The sequence below is a fragment of the Paraburkholderia sp. BR10937 genome (assembly GCF_040965695.1).
Classification (GTDB): Bacteria; Pseudomonadota; Gammaproteobacteria; order Burkholderiales; family Burkholderiaceae; genus Paraburkholderia.
In genome coordinates this window covers 1-24385 of record NZ_JBFRCL010000093.1, presented here as the reverse complement: position 1 = coordinate 24385, position 24385 = coordinate 1, and the positions used below count along the sequence as shown (strand labels likewise).

Annotated in this window: 23 protein-coding genes and 1 pseudogene; 4 read left to right on the top strand and 20 right to left on the bottom strand. The window is 62.9% G+C overall.

Annotated elements, in window-relative coordinates; genetic code table 11:
• The 8 genes and pseudogenes from AB4Y44_RS40355 to AB4Y44_RS40320 form a co-directional block, all read right to left on the bottom strand.
• Positions 1-412: pseudogene (locus AB4Y44_RS40355) on the bottom strand (electron transfer flavoprotein subunit beta/FixA family protein); the annotation flags it as partial.
• A 32-nt stretch (positions 413-444) separates the two neighbouring features.
• Entirely contained in the window at positions 445-1302 is an 858-nt protein-coding gene (locus AB4Y44_RS40350) for an enoyl-CoA hydratase/isomerase family protein (RefSeq protein WP_368702643.1), read from the bottom strand.
• Complete coding sequence (locus AB4Y44_RS40345) at positions 1238-1720, bottom strand: acyl-CoA thioesterase (RefSeq protein WP_368702642.1); 483 nt, start codon at positions 1718-1720, stop codon at positions 1238-1240. The genes AB4Y44_RS40350 and AB4Y44_RS40345 overlap by 65 nt, the downstream gene beginning before the upstream one ends.
• The gene (locus AB4Y44_RS40340) at positions 1717-2511 is read right to left on the bottom strand and encodes a citryl-CoA lyase (RefSeq protein ID WP_342922322.1); all 795 of its coding nucleotides are present in this window, start codon (positions 2509-2511) and stop codon (positions 1717-1719) included. Before AB4Y44_RS40340 ends, AB4Y44_RS40345 begins: the two co-directional genes overlap by 4 nt.
• 15 nt (positions 2512-2526) lie before the next feature.
• Positions 2527-4059, bottom strand: coding sequence for an AMP-binding protein (locus tag AB4Y44_RS40335; RefSeq protein WP_368702641.1), 1533 nt, complete (start codon positions 4057-4059; stop codon positions 2527-2529).
• Complete coding sequence (locus AB4Y44_RS40330) at positions 4049-5212, bottom strand: acyl-CoA dehydrogenase family protein (protein WP_368702640.1); 1164 nt, start codon at positions 5210-5212, stop codon at positions 4049-4051. Before AB4Y44_RS40330 ends, AB4Y44_RS40335 begins: the two co-directional genes overlap by 11 nt.
• Positions 5213-5336: 124 nt before the next feature.
• A complete protein-coding gene (locus AB4Y44_RS40325) occupies positions 5337-5987 on the bottom strand; it encodes a flavin reductase family protein (protein WP_368702639.1) in 651 nt (216 codons plus the stop codon).
• A gap of 58 nt (positions 5988-6045) precedes the next feature.
• Positions 6046-7353, bottom strand: a complete 1308-nt coding sequence (locus tag AB4Y44_RS40320) for an MFS transporter (protein WP_368702638.1) — start codon at positions 7351-7353, stop codon at positions 6046-6048.
• A gap of 393 nt (positions 7354-7746) precedes the next feature.
• Between AB4Y44_RS40320 and AB4Y44_RS40315 the strand changes: the two genes are divergently transcribed.
• A complete protein-coding gene (locus AB4Y44_RS40315) occupies positions 7747-8823 on the top strand; it encodes a substrate-binding domain-containing protein (protein ID WP_342922327.1) in 1077 nt (358 codons plus the stop codon).
• A gap of 95 nt (positions 8824-8918) precedes the next feature.
• On the opposite strand, the gene AB4Y44_RS40310 is transcribed toward AB4Y44_RS40315, so the two are convergent.
• From AB4Y44_RS40310 to msuE, 8 genes are all read right to left on the bottom strand, one after another.
• Entirely contained in the window at positions 8919-9356 is a 438-nt protein-coding gene (locus AB4Y44_RS40310) for a RidA family protein (protein WP_368702637.1), read from the bottom strand.
• A 389-nt stretch (positions 9357-9745) separates the two neighbouring features.
• Positions 9746-10546: an ABC transporter ATP-binding protein gene (locus AB4Y44_RS40305; protein ID WP_342922329.1), complete on the bottom strand. Its 801-nt coding sequence runs from the start codon at positions 10544-10546 to the stop codon at positions 9746-9748.
• 1 nt (position 10547) lies between these two features.
• Positions 10548-11912, bottom strand: a complete 1365-nt coding sequence (locus tag AB4Y44_RS40300; RefSeq protein WP_342922330.1) for an ABC transporter substrate-binding protein — start codon at positions 11910-11912, stop codon at positions 10548-10550.
• A gap of 54 nt (positions 11913-11966) precedes the next feature.
• Positions 11967-13001: a branched-chain amino acid ABC transporter permease gene (locus AB4Y44_RS40295; RefSeq protein WP_368702636.1), complete on the bottom strand. Its 1035-nt coding sequence runs from the start codon at positions 12999-13001 to the stop codon at positions 11967-11969.
• A 10-nt stretch (positions 13002-13011) separates the two neighbouring features.
• A complete protein-coding gene (locus tag AB4Y44_RS40290; protein ID WP_368702635.1) occupies positions 13012-13893 on the bottom strand; it encodes a branched-chain amino acid ABC transporter permease in 882 nt (293 codons plus the stop codon).
• Positions 13894-13905: 12 nt separating this feature from the next.
• Entirely contained in the window at positions 13906-14685 is a 780-nt protein-coding gene (locus AB4Y44_RS40285) for an ABC transporter ATP-binding protein (protein WP_368702634.1), read from the bottom strand.
• Between the two features lie 83 nt (positions 14686-14768).
• Positions 14769-15872 carry a dimethylsulfone monooxygenase SfnG gene (gene sfnG / locus AB4Y44_RS40280; protein WP_342922334.1) on the bottom strand — a complete coding sequence of 368 codons (1104 nt, stop codon included), beginning with the start codon at positions 15870-15872 and terminating at the stop codon, positions 14769-14771.
• Between the two features lie 26 nt (positions 15873-15898).
• Positions 15899-16468, bottom strand: a complete 570-nt coding sequence (msuE, locus tag AB4Y44_RS40275) for an FMN reductase (protein WP_342922335.1) — start codon at positions 16466-16468, stop codon at positions 15899-15901.
• Positions 16469-16904: 436 nt separating this feature from the next.
• On the opposite strand from msuE, the gene AB4Y44_RS40270 reads away from it, so the two are divergent.
• Positions 16905-18131, top strand: a complete 1227-nt coding sequence (locus AB4Y44_RS40270) for an acyl-CoA dehydrogenase family protein (RefSeq protein ID WP_368702633.1) — start codon at positions 16905-16907, stop codon at positions 18129-18131.
• Complete coding sequence (locus AB4Y44_RS40265) at positions 18128-19228, top strand: sigma-54 interaction domain-containing protein (protein ID WP_368702632.1); 1101 nt, start codon at positions 18128-18130, stop codon at positions 19226-19228. Before AB4Y44_RS40270 ends, AB4Y44_RS40265 begins: the two co-directional genes overlap by 4 nt.
• A 36-nt stretch (positions 19229-19264) precedes the next feature.
• Here AB4Y44_RS40265 and AB4Y44_RS40260 read toward each other — a convergent pair whose 3' ends face one another.
• Positions 19265-20533: an acyl-CoA dehydrogenase family protein gene (locus AB4Y44_RS40260; RefSeq protein ID WP_368702631.1), complete on the bottom strand. Its 1269-nt coding sequence runs from the start codon at positions 20531-20533 to the stop codon at positions 19265-19267.
• Positions 20534-21147: 614 nt separating this feature from the next.
• On the opposite strand from AB4Y44_RS40260, the gene AB4Y44_RS40255 reads away from it, so the two are divergent.
• Positions 21148-21285: a metallophosphoesterase gene (locus AB4Y44_RS40255; protein ID WP_368702644.1), complete on the top strand. Its 138-nt coding sequence runs from the start codon at positions 21148-21150 to the stop codon at positions 21283-21285.
• A gap of 59 nt (positions 21286-21344) precedes the next feature.
• Here the strand turns inward: AB4Y44_RS40255 and AB4Y44_RS40250 are convergent, their stop codons facing one another.
• The 3 genes from AB4Y44_RS40250 to AB4Y44_RS40240 all read right to left on the bottom strand — a co-directional run.
• Positions 21345-21494, bottom strand: coding sequence for a hypothetical protein (locus AB4Y44_RS40250; RefSeq protein WP_368702630.1), 150 nt, complete (start codon positions 21492-21494; stop codon positions 21345-21347).
• 440 nt (positions 21495-21934) lie between these two features.
• Complete coding sequence (locus AB4Y44_RS40245) at positions 21935-22936, bottom strand: hypothetical protein (RefSeq protein WP_368702629.1); 1002 nt, start codon at positions 22934-22936, stop codon at positions 21935-21937.
• Positions 22937-22954: 18 nt separating this feature from the next.
• On the bottom strand, positions 22955-24385 hold a 1431-nt coding region (locus tag AB4Y44_RS40240), incomplete at its 5' end, for a DEAD/DEAH box helicase (protein WP_368702628.1).

Below are 24385 nucleotides of genomic sequence, written 5' to 3'. Positions count from 1 at the left end.
GCAGGTTCGCCAGCGCGGCGAGCATCTGGCCGGTCTGGTTCGAATCGTCGTCGATCGCCTGCTTGCCGAGGATGACCAGTTGCGGCTGTTCCTTGTCGACCAGCGCCTTCAGCAGCTTGGCCACAGCCAGCGGCTGCAGGTCTTCGTTCGACTCGATGAGGATCGCGCGATCCGCGCCGATTGCCAGCGCCATGCGTAAGGTCTCCAGAAAATTCGCGAAGCCGCACGAAACGGCGACAACCTCATCGGCCACGCCCGCTTCTTTCAGGCGTACCGCTTCCTCAACGGCAATCTCGTCGAAGGGATTCATCGTCATCTTGACGTTCGCGAGATCGACGCCGGATTGATCTGCCTTCACCCGGACCTTCACGTTGGCGTCCACCGTCCGCTTTACCGAAACCAACACCTTCACTTTTCTCTCCTTCAAAATGCCGAATTTGCGCTTCAGCGCACCGCGCCTTGCTCGACGCTTCCCTTGACCGCGTCCCAAAAGCCGGAGTATTCCGGCGCTCGCTTTTGATTGAAGGCCAAGAGTCCTTCCTGCCACTCTGGCTTTGGTACGTCGAGTGGCGAGGTGAGCACGCGGTGCCAGTCGACGGCTGCATGCCCACAGAGATTCCGTTTCGCTGCCCTGAGCGCACCCGGTGGCACGGCACCCACGATCTGCTCTGCCAGAGACAACGCCCCTTCGAGCGCCTGGTCCGCAGGCGTGACATGGTTGACGAGACCCATCGCCAAAGCCTCCGGTGCAAACACGCGTCGACGCGTCAATATCAGTTCGTACGCCCTGCGGATTCCGACCACGCGAAAGAGCAACGCAAGACCAGTATTCGGGATCACGCCGTGCCCCAACTCCGGTATGGCAAACCACGCTGGCTCGGCCGCCACGACAAGATCGCAAGCGAGCGTAAGCTCCATACCGCCGCCCAGCGCCGCGCCGTTGACCGCGGCGATCACCGGCCGGTCGAACTCGGCAATTCGCTTGAATAGCACCGCAGGATCTTCGTCCGCGTCGGGGCATTCCATCCAGCCGTTGCGCAGATCGTCGATGTTCGCGCCAGCGCAAAACGCGCCGCCTGCCGCCGCGATCACGACGCCGCGTGCGCCTTCGCGCATTGCCGTGTCCAGCGCGCCGGACACGCCCCGCACGATCTCGCGCGACAACGCATTGCGCCGGCCGGGATCGTTGAGCGTGATGACGGCGATTTCGCCGTGCCTCTCATATGAAACCTTGTTCTCACTCATTTGACGTTTCCTCGCCAGCGCCGTGGGCCAAAAGATGCGCGCGCAATTCAGGCGCAATCCGGTGCGTGAGACCGGTTTCTCCGTTAAGCAGCACGCACACGGCTTCCGCGACAGCGCAGCAGTCGACTCGGGTCTCGTCGAAAAGCCCTTGCCGCACGCGAAACGACGTGTTTCCCACTTCGACGACCGCGCTTCCCACGCGCACACGTCCCGGAAAATGCAACTCGGAGCCGAACTCGATCAGCAGTCTCACGACAGCGAGGTTCGCGCCACCCATCAACGCGCGAATTGGCGGCGGCGCAACAATCTCCATGCGAGCCGCCTCGAAGAACGTTGCGATCGCGGCGTTATTGACGTGCTTGAACTGATCGGTATCGGTGTTCCTGAGTTTCTCTTCGGTCCAGAAGCGCAGTTCTTCTCGCCGAACATGCATGCGTTGCGACGACGGCTTCGCGTCCGCTTCAAATGCAGTCATCGCGGTTCCTCGTGCTCGTTCGGAACCAGATGGGCACACGCTTCATGTTCAGTGCGCAGATAAAGCGCCGTGGCGAGCGGCTGGCGCATTTCCTCGAGGATGTGGCCCACGAGTCCCACCGCGCGCGCAGAAACCGCGAGTCCCCGGCAGATGCGCCAGGGAATGCCCATCTCCGATGCCACCGCAGCCATCGCGCCCGTTACGTTCACCGGCAACGAACGCTTGAGCGTCTTCTCGGCTTCGTTTCCGATCGCCGTCATGAGCCGGATGTATGGGCCGTCGTAGCCGTTCTCGCGCGCGACCCGGAAGAGCGCGGGCGCACGCGGATCAATGGGCTTGTGAAACGGATGCCCGATGCCAGGCACAATCTCCTTGCGCGCACGATAGTCCTCGACAATTTGCTGCGCGAGCGCATCGACGTCCGGTACGTTGGCGGGGTCCGGCAGTGACGCCTGCAGCAGCCTTGCTGCATTGTCGAGCGATCCAACGAAAACCGAACCCAGTCCCAGCAATCCCGCCGCGACCGCCGCCTGAACCGCCTCCGGTGCGCCTGCGTAGGTCATGCGCGTGGCGAGAGAAGACGGCGTGATGCCGTGCTCGACAAGAATGACCATCATCGCGTTGAACACACGCAATTCGCGTGCTTCGGGCAACCGTGCGAACAATTGGAGAAACGCCATTTGACCAAAGTCGATCTTGCCGACGATCTCCTCACACAGGTCGAGGCCATGAACGACCACCTTTGACGGTGTTGCCCACGCGATATCCGAACGAATTTCAGCTTGCTTCATGATCGATGTCCTGTGTTAGACCGATGACGATTGAGTCAGACCCAGGCTTTCGGAAGCCATTTCCCGCAAGACGTTCTTCAGGATCTTTACGCCATTGGGTCCGTCATGTTGTGGAAACGCGTCGACGATCAGGATGCGACGCGGTTTCTTGAAAGCGGCAATGCCCTCCTTGCAATAAGCAAGCAGTTCATCTTCTGTTGCTGGGGTCGTCGAACCGCGCACGAAAGCGACCGCCACGTCCCCTTCGCCGTCGAGATGCACCCCCACAACCTGCGCGGCCGCCACGCCCGGGTGCTGCGCGAGAAAGTTTTCGATTTCGGCCGGATCGACGAGATAGCCCCGCAGGCGCAGGCTGTCCCTGATCCGGTTCACGTAGCAGAACGTGCCGTCTTCGGCGTAGGCGAGATCCCCGGTCCTGAACCACCCGTCCGTGGTGAACGCGCCCGCGGTCGCTGTGGGATTGTTCAGATAGCCCGCCATCACGTTGTAGCCGCGCAATTGCAACTCGCCCTGTTGCCGGTCGGGGATCGGCGCGCCGCTCACGGGATCGACGATACGAAACGAAATCTCGGGTGAGATGGGCGTTCCCCCTGGCAAGCCGCGCTGCGCGGCTTCGCCTTCTGCATCGCGTATCGCTGTCATCGCAAAGCATTCGGACATGCCATACAGGCCCGTCAGCCGGACACCCCAGGCCTCCCATGCACGAGCCATGATGCGCTTGCCGAGGCCCGCGTATTCCGCAAAGGCGCCGCGGCGCCAGGTAACCAGCGAGTAGTCTCCGGCATCGAGCACCATGTCGAACATCGCATCCGAGCCGAAGAAGTGCGTCACGCGGTGCCGCTCGATGGCGGCTGCCGCCGCGTCCGCCTTGAACACTGGCAGCAGCACGCACGCGGCCCCCGATGCGAGCGCCGCGACGGCCTGCACGAATCCGAGCACGCCGTAGAGCGGGAGCGCGCACAACACGGTGTCCGCCACGCGCATGTCGTTGAACCGGCCGACGTTGCGCGCATGCCGCGCAATTGCGCCCGCGGTGTGAACGGCAAGCTTGGGTTGCCCTGTCGTGCCTGAGGTCATGAACGTGCAAAGCAGATCGGTGTCGCGGCCTTCCCAGCGCGGATATGGCTCGAAGGCCTGCCATGCGGGGACATCGAACTGCGAAACCTCCACAACGTGCCGCAGCACTTCGCTCGACGCCTTGATCTCGTTGGCAGCGCCCGCATAGTCGAAGTCGAGGAAGCGCTGCGGCACCACCAGCAGGCGTGCGTTTGCCGTGTTCACGACGTGCAGCGCCTCGCGCGATCTGAATCGGGTGCTGACGGGAATCATCAACGCGCCGAGTTGTGCGCATGCGAAGAACAATTGCATCCATACGGCGCCGTCAGGCAGCCACACCGCTACCGTATCGCCACGTCTGATGCCAACTTCATACAGAAACGACGCAGCCCTGCGCGATGCGATTGCCAGTTCGCCGCGCGTCAGCGTTCGTTCTCCGTCTTGGAGGGCAACGAGATCCGCGTTACCCGATTCGAGCAGGTCAAAGGCCATGACGACCTCCGGCCGTGGCAAACGCCGCGCGTGCGATCTGGATGCGCTGCATTTCCGATGTGCCTTCGCCGATGCGAAATGCGCGAGCGTCACGGTAGAAGCGTTCGATTGGCAACTCGGTCATGTAACCCATGCCACCGAAGATCTGCAGCACGCGATCCGTGACCCGGCATCCCATCTCGCTCGCATAGAGCTTTGCACGACACGCGGCGACGTGCGCACGCGGATCTTTTGCCTCGATCATTTCCGCGGCCGCGTGAATCAGCATGCGCGCCGCTTCGATTTCGACGTCGTTATCGGCGACCATGAACTGGATCGCCTGATGCTGCGAGAGATGCGTGCCGAACGCCCTGCGTTCGAGTGCATATTCGCAGGCCATCGATTGCGCTCGTACGGAGAGACCCAGTGAACGGCTCGCGGAAAGCAGACGATCCTGGTTGATCGATTGCATCATGCCGAGAAAGCCCGCGTCCGGTTCCCCAAGCAGGTCTTCGTCGGGCACGAAGCAGTTTTCGAGCGTGAAGCCATTGAGGTGGTAACCACGCCAGCCCATCTTCCGGTAGCGCGTCATCCCCACGATGCCCGGACCGCCGCGACGAACGACGAACGTGGTGAGCTTGTTCTTCAGCGGCGCGGAAGGCTCTGTCACCGCAAGCACGATGATGTAGTCGGCTGTTTCCGCGTGCGAGATGAAGTGCTTGCTGCCATTGAGCAGCCAGCCCCCCGCCGTTTTCTCCGCTCTCGTGCGCAGCCCGCCGAGATCCGATCCCGCATTGGGCTCGGTCAACGCATAGGTGACGATCTTCCGGCCCGAGAGGATGTCCGGCAGAAGCTCGTCTCGCTGGCGATCGTCGACCTGGCTCAGTTGCAACGGCAGATGCCCGAACACCTCGCTCAGCGGCACCGACGTCCAGGTGAGCTCTTCGAGAATGGCCACTTTCGCGGCGGCCGAGAGGCCCGGACCGCCAATACTTTCCGGAAGATTGAAGCCGTACAGGCCCAGTGCCACGACTTCCGAACGCAGTTGCGCAAGCAGTTCCGTACTGACGTCGTCGTCTGCTTCGATCTGCTGCTCGAGGGGAACGAGCCGGTTGCGCACGAATCGACGTGCGGTCTCCCGGATCATGGTCACTTCGTTGTCGGTCTGAATCATGATGCTCTCTTTTATCGAAAACGATTTCGAAGCACGACGTACTCAAGCTGCGGGTGCGAGGTATCGCGATCGTTTCTGGTCAGGGATTGAATGAACGCGCGGCGGACTGCGCCGCATGAAATGATTAGATCGTCGGGCGATACATCTGGAACGTCTCGCCAATCTGTGCGTAGTCGCCGAGATAGCCCGCGCGCAGGATCGATTGCGCGGCACGAGTATCGAAGAGGCCGTTCTTCAGATAGGCCTTCTGAATGTGCACACCCACTACCTGGCCAAGAACCAGCCAGTTGCCGCTCGGCCTGCCACGCAGATCGTTCAGTTGCGTGATCTGCAGGAGCCTGCATTCGAGCGCCGCCGGCGTCTCGCCCACATGCGGAACGGACACGTTGCGGCCGGCAACGGGTGTCAGTTCGGCCAGTTCGAACTCGTCGACATCGGGTGCAACAGGAGCCGACGTGCGGTTCATCTTTTCGGCCAGCGGACGCGTGGCGAGATTCCACACGAATTCGCGCGTTTGTTCGATATTGCGCAGGCTGTCTTTACGACCCTCGCTGCAAAAACCGATGATCGGCGGCACCGACGCAAAGGCGCCGAAAAAACTGTATGGCGCAAGATTCAACTGTCCGCTAGCCGAGCGGGTCGATATCCAGCCGATCATGCGCGGAGCGACGATCGCCTTGAATGGATCATGAGGCAAGCGGTGGCCCTCGGCGGGATCGTAAAACTCCACGGCCGATACCGACTCCCGTACCTCGGCCCCTGATTCACTGCTCATGCATGCCTCCAGTGTTCAACGTATTGATACGAGCGCGGTCGCGCCCAACTGCATGCTGCTAACGCCGGCTGGAACCGGCCTGCTCCAGGAGATTCACCTGATCGTATGACTCGTTGCCTGATGCAACACGAGTGAGATCGAGTCCGCGCGTCTCGGGCAAAAAGCCCAGGGCAATCAGCGCGCAGGAGTAGCCGACGAACGAGAACACCGCGATCGAACCCACCATGCCGATGCGATCCGCAACCACGCCCACCGCGGCGACGCTCAACGCGCCCAGCGACTTGCCGACGTTGTATGAAAATCCCATGCACGTCGCGCGAATTTCGGTTGGGAACAGTTCCGATAGCATCGGCCCAAGACCCGCGAACGCACCGTTGATGCCCATGCCAACGGGAAGTCCAAGCGCCGCCAAGACCCAGGCATCCAACGGCACGAAGAGATAGCAGCCGGTCAGGAACAGGGAAAAGAGACACACCGCGATGGCGCTCAATCGACGACCAACCGCGTCGTTGAGGTACGCGAAGCCCACTTGCCCGATGAACGATCCGATACTCATCATCGTCGCCATAACGGCGACAGTGGATACAGGCATATGACGCACCTGGACCAGCATCGTCGGCAGCCAGATCATCAACGCATAGCTGCTTGCCTGCAGCCCGGTCACGAGGAGTGCGGCGAGAAAGCTTGCGCGCCGCACATCGCTGCGAAACGAAGAACGCCACGTTGCGACGATTGCACCACCGGTTTCCTTCTTCATCTTGCGGAACAGTTCCGGCTCCGGGATATATCGCCGGATCAAGAGGACGACCAGGGCCGGGATGACGCCGATCCAGAAGGCCGACCGCCACGCAATCCCGGCAGGAAGGCGCGCGAGAAGCACACCCGTGACGACCGCCGCGAGCGTCCAACCCACGGAGAACCCGCTCTGAACGAGGCCAAGCGCCCTCCCGCGATGCTTCGGGTTGATTGTTTCCGCCATCAAAGCGGCTCCGACTGCCCATTCGGCACCGAACCCTATGCCCTGCAATGCACGCACGATCAGCAACTGGTGATACGAGTTCGTGAAACCAGCCATCACGCTGAATGCCGTGAACCAGATGATCGATCCCGTCAAAACGCGCACGCGTCCGTGACGATCGCTCAGGATTCCTGATATCCATCCGCCAACGGCAGCGGCGAGCAGGGACGACGTTGCGATCAGCCCCGCCTCGCTCTTTGAGAAGTGCCACGCCGCCATCAGGGTCGGCAAAAGAAACGCCAGTACCTGATTGTCAAAGCTGTCCAGCGCCCAGCCGAAAAAGCATCCCCAAAACGTCCGCCGCTCCGCAGGGGCGGCTACTCGATACCAATCAAATGCCTGCACCATGATCTCCTCGTTGGAACCCTGCACTGGATCGCTTTTCTGTTACGCCCATTCGAAAACGATTTCGATAAAAAGATAGCAGCGACGAAAGAGAAATTCAAGATTCAGCGATACCACGTCGAAATCGTTTTTTGTCAGAGGGGATGCGCCAATCGCGCTGCTTACCCCGTCGCACGGGCTTCCGCGACGCCTTTAGGATCGCGTCCGGCAGCTCCCGTCGGAGAAGCACCCAAGGGTAAACACGGACTCGTGAGCATCCCCACCGCCGGGCAAATACCGAAATCGTTTCTCGACGAGCGGTCCCTGACAGCTCATAACCGCGCAAGGAGCAGGGTAGAATGTCGAGAATCGTTTTCGAAGCGTCGCTCAAAGCACCCTTGAGGAGGAACCGCCGGGATGAACATCCAGGAATTTGCAGCCAAGTTGAAGCTATCTGTCAGCACGGTGTCGAAGGCTTTGAATGGCCGGGAAGACGTCAGCCCCGAAACTCGCAAGCGTGTACTGGAAGCCGCGGAGCGGCTGGGCTTTTCTCCGGATCCGGCTGCGCGACGCTTGCGCAGGCAATCGTCCGACACGATCGCCTTCGTGCTTTCGGCGCCCCAAACATCGTTCGCGCACCCTTTCTTTCTGGACATGCTGATGGGCGTGAATGAAGCGATGGATAGCAGCGGTTATCAGGTCATCGTCGCTTCCGCACGCAGCGTGGAATCGGAGATCGACGTGTTCAAGCGCCTCATCGAGCGTCAGCGTGTCGATGCCCTGCTCTTCGGGCGCACGCGCTGGCAGGACGAGCGTATTGCCTACCTGCTCGAGCGCGATATTCCGTTCGTCGCTTTCGGGCGAAGCGAGACGTCCAGTGACTACCCCTATGTCGATATCGATCACCACGTTGTGGGCCGCGCGGGCTGCGCGCGATTTATCGCGCTGGGCCATCGCCGCATCGCGCTCGTGCACGCGCCCGAGTACCTGATGTTCAGCCATTTCGAGCATGAGGGCTATGCAGAAGCATTACGCGCCGCAAGAGTCAAATACGACCCGTCGCTTTGCGTCGAAACGGCGATATCGGAAGAAGGCGGTGCGGACGCCGCGCGCCGTCTGCTCGCGCTGCCGGACCCGCCAACGGCCATCGTGTGCGGCCACGACCTGATTGCGTTGGGCGTGATGCGCGGCATCGCGGAAACCGGGCGCGTGCCGGGCCGCGACGTGGGTGTGATAGGAGGCGACGATCATCCGATCGGGCGCTATGTGCAGCCTTCGCTCACCACCTTTTCAGCCGAGACGCACCGCGCGGGCAAGCGCATGGCGGAGATGCTGCTCGAACGGCTTGCGGGCAAGCCGGCGCAGGATCTACAGGAGGTCTGGGCGCCCGAACTGATCGTCCGCGCCTCCGACGGACCGCCTCGTGCGCAAAGCGCGGGTCCCGCGCAAAGCAGGTCGAGTTCAGGCAGACGCTCACGCACGCTTCAAGCGTAAGTGCCTGCGAATTTCCGTTTGGACAAGCTTCGCGGCAACGATACCGGCATCGGCCGGAGCGGGAGGCATTCTCGCGCGATGCAGGGACGCGCTGCTTACGGGTTTCTGCCCTCTGCTCGCGCGTCACCGCAGAGCGCTATCGCACTGATCTCCACCTGCGCACCGTAGTGCAGTTGCCCACATGGAACCACCGTGCGGGCTGGCGCCGGGTCGCAAATGAACTCCCTGTAGATCTCATTCACACGGGGCCAGGTTTCGATGTCGGGAACATACACCTGCACGCTCAACAGCATGCCAATATCGCTTCCCGCGGCCAGAAGCACCTCTCGCAAATTCGAAAGCGCCTGCCGAACCTGCGCATCGAGCCCGTCCGCAAGAACGGGAACATCACCAGCCACGAACGGCAGTTGCCCCGAAACGAAAACAAAGCCGTTTGCCTTCGTTGCCTGCGCGTAATGCCCGCGCGGCACAGGTGCTTTTTCAGTCAGGATATGTTCGATCAAAATCATCACCATTGGGTAGACGTATTGCAACAGGTCGCCATTGCGCGCGGGCCACCTTAGCTGCGGGACGTCTGGGGTCGATCAGTCGGAAAGTCGCGCTCGAAATCGATTTCGATAAGCACCAAGATAGCAGCGAACGAGTCCAGGTTCAAGCGGGGAAAAGAATCCGGGACGTCGTTGCGCACTCAGGGATGTTCGCTCGCCAGCTAGTTGGACTGGTCCGCTGTGTTTGCCGCGACCCAAGCTCGCAATCTTGAGTTCGCTTCGGACCTGCGTTCGTCTAACTGCGGCAACGCGACCACACGAACTTGTCTGAAGATGGGTTCGAGATGACCCTCGAGCGGCGCGCCATAGCCTGTCGTTACGTTGGCGGCGGCTGCCGCCTACGCTGCCATTCACAAGCGGAGACGATGAACGTATCAGGCAACCACAGGGTGCCTCGCACGCCTGGTGCGCCGCGCAGTGTGGTCGCCGACGGCGCCCCCAAGGTATGCGTCACGCAGCACGTCGAGCCGCGCAAGCTCGGCTGCCGCTCCTCTTGCAACCACCCGCCCCCCTTCGAGTACGTAACCGTGCTGCGCATAACGCAGCGCCATCGTCGCGTTCTGCTCGGCAAGCAGGAAGCTCACACCCTCGGCGCGGTTGAGCGCCGCAACGATCTCGAAGATTTCCTCCACGACCATAGGCGCGAGCCCCATTGAAGGCTCGTCGAGCAGCACGAGCGAAGGACGCGCCATCAGCGCCCGGCCGATCGCCACCATCTGCTGCTCGCCACCCGACGTCAACCCCGCCAGCGACTGGCGCTTCACCTTCAGACGCGGAAAAATCCCGTAGATCCGTTCGAGATCCGCTTCGATCTCTGCACGCCGGGCCCGCCGGGCGAACGACCCGATCCGCAGATTCTCCTCGACCGACAGATGCGCAAAGCAGCGCCGCCCCTCAAGCACCTGGACAAGCCCGCGCTCGACCAGTGACCACGGCTCGACGCGCGCGACATCCGCGCCGCGATAGACGATATTTCCGCCCGTCAGTTCGCCGCGCTCCGCGCGTACGAGGTTCGAGATCGCCCTGAGCGTGGTCGTCTTGCCCGCGCCGTTGCCGCCGAGCAGCGCGACGATCGCGCCCTCGGGCACCGCCAGCGATACCCCGCGCAGGGCGGGGATGATCTGGCTGTAGGTCACGGCGATCTCATCGACCTGCAGGATCGGGTTGCTCGCCATGTCAGAGGTCCTTGCTGCAATCGCGCGGTGTAATGCCCTTTTCCTTCGCGTACGAAAGCGCCGACTTCTCGATGATCGGACGCAGCAGTGCGCGGTCGGCCTGCACCCAGTTGCTGATCACGTTCCACTTCTGGCCGTCCCATTGCTGGAAGCGCACGGCGCCACCGCCTTCGTGGTCCGCGCAGGTCAGCTTGAGCGGCTGGACGAGGCCGAGTGCGCCGAGCTGCTTGAGGCGCGCATCGTCCAGATCCAGATGCTCGAAGCCCCAGCGCACCTGCTCGCCCGTGAGCGGCTTGTTGCCGAACTTGCGCTGCGCAACGCGCACCGCCTCGACGTTGAGAATACCGTTCACCACGCCCAGGTTGTAGTAGACGGTGCCAAAGCGCGCCGGGTCCTTGAGGTTGCCGTTGCCGGGCTTCACCACGTACTGGTTGATCGCCTGCAGCACCGGGTAGTCCGTGCCCGAGGGGTGCGTCGTGATCGAGATGAACCCCTTGGCCGCATCACCTGCGGGACGCACGTCTTCCTCGGAGTTGCTCCAGATGTTGCCGATGATGTGATCGACCGGATAGCCGACCTTCTGCGCGGTCTTGATCGCTACTGGATTCATCACACCCCAGCCGCGCAGGATCACCCAGTCGGGATTGATCTGGTGAATCTTCAGCCACTGCGAACCCTGTTCGTTGCCAGGATGCGGCACTTCGATCTGGGTCACGTCGAAGCCATATTTCTTCGCGAGCAGATCGACCACAGGAATCGTTTCGCGGCCGTACGGCGAACCGTGATATAGCACGACAATCTTCTTGCCCTTGAGCGCGGCGAGACTGCCCGAGCGCTGCCCGATGTAGTTGACGATCGCGGAGACCTCGCTGTACGGATTCAGCTGCAGCGGGAACACATAGGGAAACACTGCGCCGTCAGTCGAATCGGTGCGGCCATGGTTGATCGTGATCAGCGGAATCTTGTCGGCCGTCGAACGGTCGAGCGTCGCGTAAGCGATACCGACCGACAACGGGTTCGTAGCCGCGGTCGGCGCGCCGTCGGGGCCGCCGCTCTTCAGGCGCTCATAGCATTCGACGCCCTTCTCCACCACATACTCGGTCTCGCACTCCTTCCATACGAGCTTGACGCCGTTCACACCGCCGTCGCGCGCATTGATCAACTGGAGATAGTCGATAAAGCCACCGAAGAAGCCGCTGCCGCCAGCTGCGTATGGGCCAACCCGATAGCTTTGCAGCGGAAAATACTCCTCACCCGCCGCATACACCTGAGGCAACCCGCCAACGGTGAGCGCAAGCGCGGCCACGAAAGCCGAGGACCACTGTCGCCACCTGGCGCGAACGGGATGAATATCATTATTTCGCATAACAAAATATTCCTTGGACGATAAGAGAAACGATAAGGCGAAGAGATTAACGGCTCAGGATTGCTTCGGCCGACGTTGACGGACGATATGCACGAGTCTGGCGAGGCCTTCCGGTTCCTTGATCAGAAAGACGATGATCAGCGTACCGAAGACGATCTTCTGCAGGTTCTGCACCTGGTCTGCGCCGATGCCCGCGTGCGCCAGCGCGCCGGCCGCGTTCGAAAGCAGGATCGGCAGCAACACGATGAAGGCCGCGCCCAGAAAGTTGCCAGAGATGCTGCCCATGCCGCCGATGATGATGATGAACAGCACCTGGAACGAAAGATTCAGGTTGAAGCCGTCCGGCTCGATCGTGCCGAGATACGCGAAGGCCCACAGCGCGCCGGCGATGCCAAGCACGAAGGAACTCAGCGCGAAGGCGAGCAGCTTGCTGCGCCCCACCGGGATGCCAATCACGCGCGCGGCGGCTTCCATGTCGCGTACAGCCATCCAGCGCCTGCCCAGCTCGCTGCGCACGAGGCTCGCGCCGAAAGCGAACAGCAAGGTCGCGACGCCGAGCACGAACAGGTAGCGCGACACCGGCGTGTCGATGCGCCAGTGACCGATCGCGAGCTGCGGCGCGCTCAGCACGCCGGACGTATCGTAGTTCGAGAACCACCCCACGCGCGTGAACAGCCAGACCACGAAGAACTGGGCGGCCAGCGTCGAGACGATCAGGTAAAAGCCTTTGATCCGCAGGCTCGGCAATCCGAACAGCACGCCGGCCGCAGCGCTGACCAGGCCGCCGAGCAGCAGGTCGACCGGCAGCGGCAGCGCAGGCACGCGCACGAGCAGGTTGTAGGTCGCATAGGCGCCGATCGACATGAACGCGGCCGAGCCTAGCGACAACTGTCCCGCATAGCCGGTCAGGAAGTTCAGGCCGAGTCCAGCCACGGACAGGATCAGAAACGGCGCGAGGATCGCGTTCAGCCAGTAGTCGTTCGCCACGAGTGGCACGCCCGCAAACGCGACGAGCGCGCCCGCGAGCGGCACGGCCAGCTGGCGCAGGTTCAGCCGGCGCGGTTCGGCGAGGGGACGGGTCAGTTCCATCAAGGTTTCCTCAAACGCGCTCCACGGCCGCCTCGCCGAACAGGCCGGACGGGCGCGCGAGCAGGAACAGCATCGCAAGCAGATAGGGGAACCAGTTCTCGATGCCGTCGCCGATCATGGTCCCGATATAGACTTCGGCCAGCTTCTCCGTCGCGCCGACCAGCAACCCGCCGACGATCGCGCCGCCGATCGACGAGAAGCCGCCGATGATCAGCACGGGCAACGCCTTGAGTACGACGAGCGAGAGCGAAAACTGCACGCCCAGGCGCGCCCCCCAGAGCAGGCCCGCAACGAGACTGACGAAGCCGGCCAGCGCCCAGACGATTGCCCAGATGCGCGGCAGCCGCACGCCGACCGCGAACGCGGCGAGCGGGTCGTCCGCCACGGCGCGCAGCGACAGGCCAAAGCGCGAGCGCTTCGCGAGCTGCGACAGCGCGAGGACCAGCACGCCTGCTGTGGCGGCCGCGAACAGGTCGAAGCGGCTCACCATCACGCCGGCCAGGTGTAGCGGCCGGTCGTCGATGCCGAGGTCGAGCCCGTGCACCTGCGCGCCCCAGAACAGTTGCGCCGCGCCTTCGAGAATCAGGCTCAGGCCGAGGGTGGCCATGAACAGCACGATCGGCGCGCGGTTGACGAGCGGCCGCAGCACGAAGCGGCCCGTTGCGATCGCGATCAGCACGAGCGCGGCGAGCGTTGCGCCGAACGACAGCCACGGGTTCCAGCCACGTTCGACGAGGCTCACGTAGGTCAGCGCACCGAACAGCACGAGGGAGCCCTGCGCGAAGTTGAAGATGCCCGATGCCTTGTAGATCAGCACGAAGCCGATCGCGACCAGCGAATACATCACGCCGGCGAGCAGTCCGCCCACCAGCACCTCGATAAAAAATTGCATTGCGCGCCCCTCTCAATGACGTGTGCCGAGATAGGCCGCCAGCACGTCCGGATTCTTGCGGACTTCGTCGGGGCCGCCGTCGGCGATCTTTTTTCCGTAATCGAGCACCACCACGTGATCGGACAGGCCCATTACCACGCCGATGTCGTGCTCGATCAGCACGACCGTCACACCGAGATGCTCGTTGGCATCGAGCACGTACCCGGCCATCGCATGCTTCTCCTCGGTATTCATTCCGGCCATGGGCTCGTCGAGCAGCAGCAGGCGCGGTTCGGCGGCCAGCGCGCGCGCCAGCTCGACCCGCTTCTGCAACCCGTACGACAAGGTGCCCACCACGCTATCGCGCCATGGCTGCAAATCGAGCGCGTCGATCACGCGCTGAGCGCGCTCGCGCTGCAAGGCTTCATCCCGTCCCGCACGACCAACTCGCAGCGTCTGTTCAAGCCATGTACTGCGGCGATGCAGATTGCGCCCGGCTAGCACGTTGTCGAACACGCTCATGCGCCTGAACAGCGCGAGGTTCTGGAACGTGCGCGCGATGCCGCGATGCGCAGCGTCGTGCGCATCCATGCGCCGGTACGCATGGCCATCGAAACGCAGCGTGCCGTACTGCGGACGATAGACGCCATTGATCACGTTCAGCAGCGAACTCTTGCCCGCGCCGTTCGGGCCGATCAGCGCGCAGATCTCGCCTGCCGCGACTTCGAAACTGATATCGGTAATGGCCTTGACGCCCCCGAACGACACGGAAATGCCGTCGAGCGTGAGCAGGGCCGTCGAGCTTTGCGTCATGCTGATTCACCCCTTGGGGTGCCGTTTTTTTTCGTGTGGCCGGGTCCGCTCGCGCGCCCGGCCACGCTCCGCCGCCGCTTGCGTCAGGCGGCCTGCTTCTGCCGCTGCGCCTCGAGCTCGCGCACGAGCGGCAGCACCTTCTGGCCGAAATACTCGACTTCCTCGATGAAATGCAGGAAGCCGGTCAGCACCAGGTCGACCCCGATCGACTTGAGTTCGACGATGCGCTCGGCAATCTGCTGCGGCGTGCCGATCAGGTTCGTGCGGAAGCCGTCGTTGTACTGAACGAGATCCTCGAAAGTCGATTTGGCCCAGTTACCCTCGCCTTCAGGCGACGCCTTGCCCGCCTCCTTGACCGCATCGCCGAACGCGTGCACCGCCTCGACGTGCGCATGCCTGATGATGTCGTCGAGCACAGCCTTCGCTTCTTCTTCGGTATCGCGCGCGATCACGAAGGCATTGACGCCGATACGCACCTGGTGATTGTTCTGCGCCGCCTTCGCACGGATATCGTCGATCTGGGCCTTGAGATTCTCGGGCGTGTTGCCGTTCGTGAAATACCAGTCCGATACGCTCGCCGCGTTGTCGCGCGCCGCGCGCGAGCTGCCGCCCTGGAAAATCTCGGGATGGGGCTTCTGCACCGGCTTCGGACTCAACGTGTAGTTGTTGAAGCGGTAGAAGTCGCCCTTGAACGTGAAGTTGTCCTCGGTCCAGATCCCCTTGAGCGCGCGGATGAACTCGTTCGAGCGGCGGTAACGCTCGTCGTGTTCGAGCCACGGCTCGCCGATCGCAGTGAACTCGCCCTTGAACCAGCCACTCACGACGTTGATCGCGATGCGACCGTTCGAGATGTGATCGATGGTGGCGATCTGCTTGGCGACCACTGCCGGATGCCACGGCCCGGGCAGGATCGCTGCGAGCACCTTGAGTTTCGTGGTCGACTGCAGCAGCGCCTGGCTGAACGAGACCGACTCGTGCTGATACTCCGCGCCGTAGCCTGCTGTGAAGCGGATTTGGCTCAGCGCATATTCGAAGCCCGCGCGCTCGGCGGTTTGCGCAAGACGCTGGTTATAGTCGAGGCTCCAGTCGGTGCGCTGCTCGATCGTGCTGACGACAAGGCCGCCGCTCACGTTGGGCACCCAGTAGGCGAACTTGACGGCGTCGTCGGTGTGGGAAGTCTGGCTCATTGAAGGTTCCTTGAATGACTTTGGATTCAGACGGCAAGCGCCGCAGTGACGTTTTCCGCACGCGCACCGACGTACGGTGCCGCACGCTCGACAGCCAGTGCGATACGAGCGCGCAACGCATCGCTTGCGATCTCGTAGCGATCAAAATCGCTTTCGGAGGCGTAGACGCCGATCGGCAGCGTGTGCGCCTGGAAGAAGCTGAACAGCGGCCGAAGCTGGTGATCGATCACGAGCGCATGACGCTCGCTGCCGCCCGTGGCGGCCAGCAGCACCGGAACGTCGATCAGCGCCTCGTGATGCACGAGATCGAACAGATGCTTGAAGAGGCCGGTATATGAAGCGCGATAAACCGGACTGGCCGCGATCACGAGGTCGGCTGTCTCGATCGCGCGGATGCGTTCTTCGATATCCGTGGGCACCTGCGCACGTGTGAGCGCACCGGAGAGTCGTCCGGAGATCTCGCCGAGATCGATCACGCGGATTTCAACAGGCAGCGCGGCTTCCAGCGCAGACAGCAGCGACTGCACCAGCGCCAGCGTGCGCGACGGCTGCTGCAAGCTGCCCGACACCGCCACGATCTTGTGTTTGTTGCTCATGAGGATTCCTTCGTGAATCGGGACGTGCCTGATCGGTCCCGTCATGAGCTAAAGGCAAGGACTGTGCCAAATCTTGAGAACTGGCCGCTCACGGCAGAACGGCTGACATAGCAGCAGTTTTCGTCGTCGAGCGGCTTTCCAGAAGGGGAAATGCACCTGATAAGCACATCCCGGCGACACTCGGATCGATATGCCGGCATGTGATGACGCACCGGCAACAACGCTGCTTCTTCGCTGCTTCCCACGCAGCAGCGCCGGTTCGTCACATGAATGGAAGTACTTAAGACGCATGGATGCGTGTCTCAACGCTGCCAGCGCAGCAGCCTGATTAGGTTATGAGAAATCCTTGCTTCTCTCGCCGGCCAAAACCTTGAACACTGTGCTGATCCTGCAGCATGCATGCTCGTGCAGTGCTGCTTCACCCGACCTCACTGCAATGGCATCCATTTCCCTATCGTTGCCGCTGGCCGACACGCCTGAGGACATCCGGTCCATCCCGCAGGACGAATCGCCATTGAGCGTCGCCCGACGTCTTGCTGAACGCTTTGCGCGGACCGCAGCGGAGCGCGATTTGCGTGGCGGAACACCGAAGGCGGAGCGCGACGCGCTGCGTGCGAGCGGCCTGCTCGCACTGAGCATCCCGACCGTTCATGGCGGGCTCGGTGCGGACTGGCGCACGACGCTCGACGTCGTGCGCGTGCTCGCGTGCGCCGACAGTTCACTCGCGCACGTGTTCGGATTCCATCACCTGATGCTGGCCACGGCCCGCCTGTTCGGCTCGCGGGAGCAATGGCAGGCGCTGTTCGAACAGACCTCGCGGCACCGGTGGTTCTGGGGCAATGCGCTCAATCCGCTCGACGAACGCACACTTGCGCATCCGCGCGGCGCGTGGCTCGAATTCAGCGGGCAAAAAAGCTTCTGCTCGGGCGCGCTCGACTCGGAAATGCTCATCGTCTCCGCGCGCCACGCCGACACGCGCACGTTTCTCGTGGCCGCGGTGCCAACCCAGCGAAGCGGCATCGCGATCGCCGATGACTGGAACAATTTCGGCCAACGCCAGACCGACAGCGGTTCGGTGACGTTCGAACGGGTCCGCGTCGAGCATCACGAAATCCTTTCGAACCCGGGACCGCTCTCGTCGCCGTTTGCATGTCTGAGGCCACTCATTGCGCAACTGATCCTGACGAACATCTATCTCGGCATTGCCGAGGCCGCGTTCGAGGACGCCCGTCACTACACCCTGAACGAAGCACGGCCCTGGCCCGCGGCGAAGGTCGCGAGCACCGGCGAGGACCCGTACATCCTGAGCCATTACGGCGAGTTCTGGCTCGGACTGGAATCCGCCCGCGCGCTCGCGGACCGGGCCGCTGCAGGACTGGATAAGGCATGGTCGCGCGACACCGGCCTCACGGCGACCGAGCGCGGCGAGGTGGCGCTGGCGATTGCCAGCGCGAAGGTCGCGGCCGCGCAAACGGGTCTCGACATCTGTACGCGCATGTTCGATGTCGCCGGCGCCCGCGCGACCCACGGAGAACTCCGGCTCGACCGCCACTGGCGCAACCTGCGCACCCATACGCTGCACGATCCGCTCGCCTACAAGATCCGCGAAATCGGCGAATGGGCGCTCAACCGAACCTATCCTTCGCCGAGCTTCTACTCATGAACCAACCGCTCCCCCATGCATGGTCAGACGATGCCGAGGCCAACGGCGATGTCTCCGTCCTGACGTTGCCGCACAGGCATTCGCTGACCACCTCGATCCGCGCACGTGCGCAGGTCTTCGTCGATCCCCGCTCGATCGAACTGCTTGAGCGGATCCAGCTGGTCGCGCCCAGCGACGCAAATATCCTGATCATGGGCGAGACCGGCACGGGCAAGGAACTGATCGCGCGCCACGTCCACAGCCTGAGCGGGCGGCGCGACAAGCCGTTTGTCGCGGTCAACTGCGGCGCGTTCTCTGAAACGCTGGTCGAAAGCGAGCTGTTCGGGCACGAGAAAGGCGCCTTCACGGGCGCGTTCAACGCCAAGCCCGGCTGGTTCGAGGCGGCCAACGGCGGCACGCTCTTCCTCGACGAGATCGGCGACCTGCCGCTGTCGATGCAGGTCAAGCTGCTGCGCGTGCTGCAGGAGCGTGAGGTCGTACGGCTCGGTTCCCGGCAGGGTATTCCGATCGACGTGCGCGTGGTGGCGGCGACGAACGTCCACCTGCAGCACGCGGTGGCGGCCGGGCATTTCCGCAGCGACCTGTTCTACCGGCTCAACGTCGTGCAGCTTGCCATTCCGACGCTGCGCGAGCGCACCGGCGACATCCTTCCGCTCGCCCGCTACTTCATCGAGGACTACCGCGGCCGGCTCGGATACGGGCCCGGCACGATCTCGCCGCGCGCCGAGCAGAAGCTGCTCGCATACAGCTGGCCGGGCAACATTCGTGAGCTGGAGAACGTGATTCATCACGCCCTGCTCGTGAGCCGACACGAGACTCTGCAGGATAGCGACCTGCACCTCTTCTCGTCCGGCATCACGGCCGCGGCTTGCACACCCGCGCCGAGCGGCCCTCACCACGCGCTCGAATCCGCGCTGCTCGAACTGTTCAACGGTGAACACGAGAATCTCTTCGAACAGATCGAGGACATGGTGATGCGCACGGCGTTCGAGTACAGCCACCGCAACCAGATTCAGGCCGCGAGACTCCTCGGCATCAGCCGCAACGTGCTGCGTGCACGGCTGATCCGCACGAAGGAAATCGCCGCCCTCAAATAGCGGTGCCGTGCGCTCGACGGCACCGCACTTTTGCGCTCACGCCGCCTTCTGCTCCGGCGCGGGACCCGCACCGATCGCCCAGACATACGGCGGCTCGGTGCCGTTGATTTCGCGATCTCCCACGATACGCTCCTTGAAGACGATCGGGTTGTGCGAGGCCGCCGTGCGGGCGTTGCGCCAGTGGCGGTCGAGCCGCTTCTGCTCGCTCGTGCCCGATGCGCCAAGCGCGTTGAACAGCAGCGTGGTCGCGCGCAGCACCAGATCGGCGATCACGCTCTGGCCGCGTGCGGAATCCAGTTCGGCATCGACATTCGCCTCGTGCTCGGCCTGCGCATCACCGCCGAAACGCGCCTCGTAGGCGCGTTGCGAAGCCTGCGCCGCGCGCACGGCCGTGGCCTCGGCCGCGAACACGAGCGACGAGACCTGGCCCACGACCTGCTGCACCTGCGGATCCTGCGCGAATGAAGGCGCATTGCCGTGGCTGAAGATCCGACGGCGCGAACGCACCTCCTGCGAGATGTCGCGCAGTGCCGCGCGGCCCGTGCCCGCGAGCACGGCCAGCAGCACCAACTGGTAGAACGCGGTCTGGTATTTGAAGCGTGTCGAAAAATCGATGATGTCGATCTCGTCGACCTCGGCGGCGACAAACGTGGTCGTCCCGCTGCCCGTCGTACGCTGGCCGAAGCCGTCCCAGTCGTCGTGATGTGTCACGCCGGGCTGCCTCGCACGCACCGCCGCGATCACGTCTTCTCCCGTGTCGTCGCGGCGCGCAAACACGTCAATCCAGTCGGCGAAGATGCTGCCCGTGCTGTAGTACTTCTCTCCGTTGACGATCCAGCGTGCGCCATCATGCGATACACGCGTGATCACGTCGCCGATCGCGACGCTGCCGACCTCGGTCCAGGCGTTACCGACCAGTTCGCCGTCAACGAATCGTCTGAACCAGACGTCGCGCGCCGGGCCGGGCTCCGCGTTGAGCCGGTCCTCGACGAACGCGAAGTGGCCGCGCAGCGCCTGCGGCAGATTCGAGTCCGCCTCGGCCAGTTCGATCAATAGCTGAATCAGTTGCGGCAGCGATGCCCCCGCGCCGCCGTGCTCGACCGGCACGCGAACGGCGCCGAACCCGGCGGCCTTGAGCCATTCGATCTGCTCATAAGGCAGGCTGCGATCGCGCTCACGCTCGAGCACGCCCTCTGCGATGCGGGCAAAGATGGGGCGAAAACGTGAGGCGAGACGCTCGTATTCCGTACCGAGAGAAAGAACGGGAGCAACTGCCACCGTGCTGGCGAGATTCAATGCGGTCATAGGGGCTCCTGGTACCGGCTTGCTGGGTGGCCCGTGCGGGCCTCGTTCCTTACCGATAAAGCAGAAGCCATGCCGATCGTTGGCCGGGGAGCAGGTGTGCGTAGCTCGGGAAAACCGCATGCGCGTTGCTGGTTCAGCAACAGCATGCTGCTGATTCACTGCTGGATTTGCAGCGATGCCTGAGCGATCTCGTGATGCCCGGACTGGTCACCAGCGTCATCGCTGCCCGCCTGTTCCGCAACATGGCGGCCGGCCCAGCCATCTGTTGCGAGTCGATTTCGGCATGTTTCTCGTCGCCCTTTTCGCCTTGATTGTGGCCATGCACCGTGGCGTGACCCGCAAGGCAGACGCGAGCCTTCGCGCACAATCCGATGCGGAAGGCTCATGCAGCGCAGTGTCGCGCCAGTTGATGCGAGTTGCGGGATTTAGCGTCTGAGGACGGAAGCAGACCATCGCGTCCGGGTAGCTCACGCGAAAGGGAGAAAACGCGGGGCGCCTCGGCCCCGCGGTTGCGCTACTGGCGCGGCGCCAGCCATTTAGGTGCGCTCCAACATCTCTACTGAGAGCGCGGCGGCGGCGCGACGTTCGCTACAGCGGTCACAGCATCGAAGCGCCTGAATCCAGAGCCTCGGCTCGTCCTGATAACCGGAGATCTCACGGACGAGGGGCTCCCGGAAGAATGCGAAATGCTGCACGAACTGCTGGCGCAGTTGACGCCCCCCAATATGGTCTTACCCGGCAACCAACGATGACCGCAGATGTCTGCGCGGCGCGCCCGGCGATCAACCGCGGCTAACATGCGCGGGTGAACTCAATTTTTGGCGTCGATGTCGGCCATGTGCGCATCCTTGCGATAGACACAAGAGTCCCAGGCTTCCGCCACGGCGAAACCGGTCCGGCAGCGCAGTTGTGGCTGGAGCGCGAGCTCGTTGGATACGTGAGCCGACCGGTTGTCATCCATGCATCATCCGCCGTTTCGCACCTGTATCCCCCATCTCGAACTCTTCGGCATGCAGACGACTGACGCCTTGCGACTTCTTCTATCCGGACATCACAACGTCGAGCGCATCGTCACCGGGCATGTGCATCGCGCGTTGCACGCGCGTCCTGGCGCCGTACCCGTGTTGACCTGCCCAGGTTACGACAACGCAGTTTGCATTGCGACTCCAGCCAAATGCGAATCCCGCGTCGTTGCTCGAACCTCCGGCCTTCCAGTTGCACTGCTGGCAGGATGGCGCGAGTCGTGGCGGATCGCATCTTTGCCAAATCGGCGAATTCGTTGAACAGTTTCCCTTCGCATGACTGAAGTTGCGCTGTTCGACACAGTGCTTTCCGTAACAGTTGCACACTTCGAGAGCGCGACCAGTCGCCGGACCAGGCGGTGACGCGTCGCCGCAGACATCACCCGCGGCGTTTCGCGGTTTTCGATGCAGCGGGCGCACGCACAGTGGGCTTTGGGGATGCAGCCGAACGTGTCGCCTTCGAAACGCCGGGGTCTGTTTTACCCTTTGGCTTCTTCACGGCAGAAGCACTGGCTTTCACGTCTGGCGGCACGGCCTTGCCTTTCGGTGTCACTTTTGCGTTCGCAGACGCCTCCGATGCCGTCGATCCCGGCGTGCGTGCCTTTTGTGAGGCGGTTTCCTTGCGCGTGCGCTTGCTCCGGGCCGGGGGCGCATCGGCAAAGGGCTCCGTGTCGATATCGATTCCGAACACATCCCCCAGGTCCACGTTGTCGAGTACCTTGCCGGACGCCGGGCCGGCTCCAGCCCCGGAGAGGTTCGCACCGGTGCTGCTGACGAGATCGCAAGGGTCGACACCACGTAACGTAAAGAGCAATTCTGGCTGCTGGTCGAGCCGCGCGCCGACGCCATAGAGTACGGCGGCGACGTGCTTGCACATCGCCGCCCAGTCCAGGCAGTTGCAGCCGAGTTTGATCTCCTTCGGCGCGGGGAAGAGCCCGCTGCCCGGCCTGCAGATGCGGCCCATCACCGCAGCCGACAGCTTGCCCTGCAGCAGTTCGACCAAGGAGTCAACCGACGATGCGCACTCGACACTCAACGCCCGCCACTGTTTTTCCGGGCAGGCTGTGACATCGATTTCGATCTCGTACAGGCTGGACCCCATGACCTGTGCACGGATCCTGCCCGTCGTAATCTGCAGATCGATCACGGAACCATTGCGCACATAGGTGCGACCGCGTGGCAGGCGACTGGCGTAGTCGCTGTAGTGCTCGAGGTTATCGCACCATGCCTTGCCCCAGAAGGTCTTCGCAATGGCCCCTCGATAGGGCGCGATGGGCGACAGCGTCTTGCCGGCCTTGAGCGCTTTCGCGACCAGTTGCTCCGCCTTTTTTCTGCGCTCGGCCACCGGGACGTAGGGTTTCCATCCACCGTAGTCAGCCATCGGAGTTCCTCTCCTTGATCAGTTTGCCTGCGCGGAATGAATATCGAGCCTGACCAGATCGAGCAGTTCGCGGTCGCTCATCTCGGTCAGCAGCAGCTCCGCGCCGCCCTCAAGCACATCCTTCACCAGTTGCTGCTTTGTTTCGATTAACTGATCGATCCGGTCCTCGACCGTACCCCGGCAAACGAACTTGTGTACCAGAACATTCCTGCGCTGGCCAATGCGGAATGCCCGGTCCGTCGCCTGATTCTCGACCGCCGGATTCCACCAGCGATCGAAGTGGATCACGTGGGAGGCGGCAGTGAGATTCAACCCCGCGCCGCCCGCCTTGAGCGAAAGCACAAAGAACGGGACCGATTCATCTTCCTGGAATTGCCGGACGAGTTCGCGGCGTTTGGCGACGGGCGTTCCACCGTGGAGAATCAGACCTTCCCGGCCAAAAAGCGAGCCGAGGTGGGCAGCCAGGGGCTCCGTGGTTTCGCGGAACTGCGTAAACACGAGCACCTTTTCCTGTTTCGCTGCGATCACGTCGACCAGTTCGCGCAGCCGCGCAAATTTGCCGCTGGCTTCCGGCTGCCATGCCGCGTCGCCAAGCCACTGGGACGGATGGTTGCAGATCTGCTTGAACCGCATCAGGTAGCTTAGTACGATCCCCTTACGTTCAATGCCCTCGGTACCATCGAGTGCCGCAGCCAGGTCCTTGACCGCGCGTTCGTACAGGGCGGCCTGGATCGGACTCAGGTGACACCATGCCTTGAGTTCGGTTTTTTCCGGGAGATCGGTAATGACACGCCGGTCTGTTTTCAGGCGACGAAGGATGTAGGGCCGCACGAGGGTACGAAGCGGGCCGAAATGTTCGGCTTTTGCCAGACGCCGGGTCAGACCGGCAAAGTCCTTCGCCGAGCCCAGCAGGCCGGGATGCGTGAAATCGAAAATGGACCACAGATCCGACAGGCGATTTTCTACCGGGGTGCCCGTCAGGGCGATGCGTGAGCGGGCCTGAAGCTTCTTGACCTGTTTCGTCTGGCGCGCGCCGGGGTTCTTGATCGCCTGGGCCTCGTCGACTATGGCGACGCGCCACTGCATCGTTTCCAGAACGGGCTGGCGCAGCAGCGAACCGAAGCTGGTAATGACAAGATCCGTCTGCATGAGCCGCGCACAGTCCAGGGCGCGCAGTTCGTCGGCAGGCATCACCGACGGGTGCACCACCAGCACGCGCAGGCCCGGCGCGAAACGCTCCGCTTCCGCGGCCCAGTTTGCCAGCAGGGACGCCGGGGCGACCAGCAGGCTCGGGCGCGGATCGACCGCGTCGCGCCTGAGGATCAGTAGCAGGGAGAGGACCTGCATCGTCTTTCCGAGACCCATATCGTCGGCAAGACACGCTCCGAGCCCGAGCTGGCTGAGCAGGTAGAGCCAGCGCACACCGGCCTGCTGGTACGGTCGAAGCTG

Excerpts from the sequence above, each read along its gene's own strand:
- AB4Y44_RS40290 (WP_368702635.1), bottom strand. The coding sequence starts at position 13,893 with ATGCAATTTTTTATCGAGGTGCTGGTGGGCGGACTGCTCGCCGGCGTG.
- AB4Y44_RS40260 (WP_368702631.1), bottom strand. The coding sequence starts at position 20,533 with ATGACCGCATTGAATCTCGCCAGCACGGTGGCAGTTGCTCCCGTTCTT.
- AB4Y44_RS40300 (WP_342922330.1), bottom strand. The coding sequence starts at position 11,912 with ATGCGAAATAATGATATTCATCCCGTTCGCGCCAGGTGGCGACAGTGG.
- AB4Y44_RS40285 (WP_368702634.1), bottom strand. The coding sequence starts at position 14,685 with ATGACGCAAAGCTCGACGGCCCTGCTCACGCTCGACGGCATTTCCGTG.
- AB4Y44_RS40335 (WP_368702641.1), bottom strand. The coding sequence starts at position 4,059 with ATGGCCTTTGACCTGCTCGAATCGGGTAACGCGGATCTCGTTGCCCTC.
- AB4Y44_RS40325 (WP_368702639.1), bottom strand. The coding sequence starts at position 5,987 with ATGAGCAGTGAATCAGGGGCCGAGGTACGGGAGTCGGTATCGGCCGTG.
- AB4Y44_RS40320 (WP_368702638.1), bottom strand. The coding sequence starts at position 7,353 with ATGGTGCAGGCATTTGATTGGTATCGAGTAGCCGCCCCTGCGGAGCGG.
- msuE (WP_342922335.1), bottom strand. The coding sequence starts at position 16,468 with ATGAGCAACAAACACAAGATCGTGGCGGTGTCGGGCAGCTTGCAGCAG.
- AB4Y44_RS40265 (WP_368702632.1), top strand. The coding sequence starts at position 18,128 with ATGAACCAACCGCTCCCCCATGCATGGTCAGACGATGCCGAGGCCAAC.
- AB4Y44_RS40250 (WP_368702630.1), bottom strand. The coding sequence starts at position 21,494 with ATGGATGACAACCGGTCGGCTCACGTATCCAACGAGCTCGCGCTCCAG.
- AB4Y44_RS40305 (WP_342922329.1), bottom strand. The coding sequence starts at position 10,546 with ATGGCGAGCAACCCGATCCTGCAGGTCGATGAGATCGCCGTGACCTAC.
- AB4Y44_RS40295 (WP_368702636.1), bottom strand. The coding sequence starts at position 13,001 with ATGGAACTGACCCGTCCCCTCGCCGAACCGCGCCGGCTGAACCTGCGC.
- AB4Y44_RS40315 (WP_342922327.1), top strand. The coding sequence starts at position 7,747 with ATGAACATCCAGGAATTTGCAGCCAAGTTGAAGCTATCTGTCAGCACG.
- AB4Y44_RS40330 (WP_368702640.1), bottom strand. The coding sequence starts at position 5,212 with ATGATTCAGACCGACAACGAAGTGACCATGATCCGGGAGACCGCACGT.
- AB4Y44_RS40340 (WP_342922322.1), bottom strand. The coding sequence starts at position 2,511 with ATGAAGCAAGCTGAAATTCGTTCGGATATCGCGTGGGCAACACCGTCA.
- sfnG (WP_342922334.1), bottom strand. The coding sequence starts at position 15,872 with ATGAGCCAGACTTCCCACACCGACGACGCCGTCAAGTTCGCCTACTGG.
- AB4Y44_RS40245 (WP_368702629.1), bottom strand. The coding sequence starts at position 22,936 with ATGGCTGACTACGGTGGATGGAAACCCTACGTCCCGGTGGCCGAGCGC.
- AB4Y44_RS40345 (WP_368702642.1), bottom strand. The coding sequence starts at position 1,720 with ATGACTGCATTTGAAGCGGACGCGAAGCCGTCGTCGCAACGCATGCAT.
- AB4Y44_RS40270 (WP_368702633.1), top strand. The coding sequence starts at position 16,905 with ATGGCATCCATTTCCCTATCGTTGCCGCTGGCCGACACGCCTGAGGAC.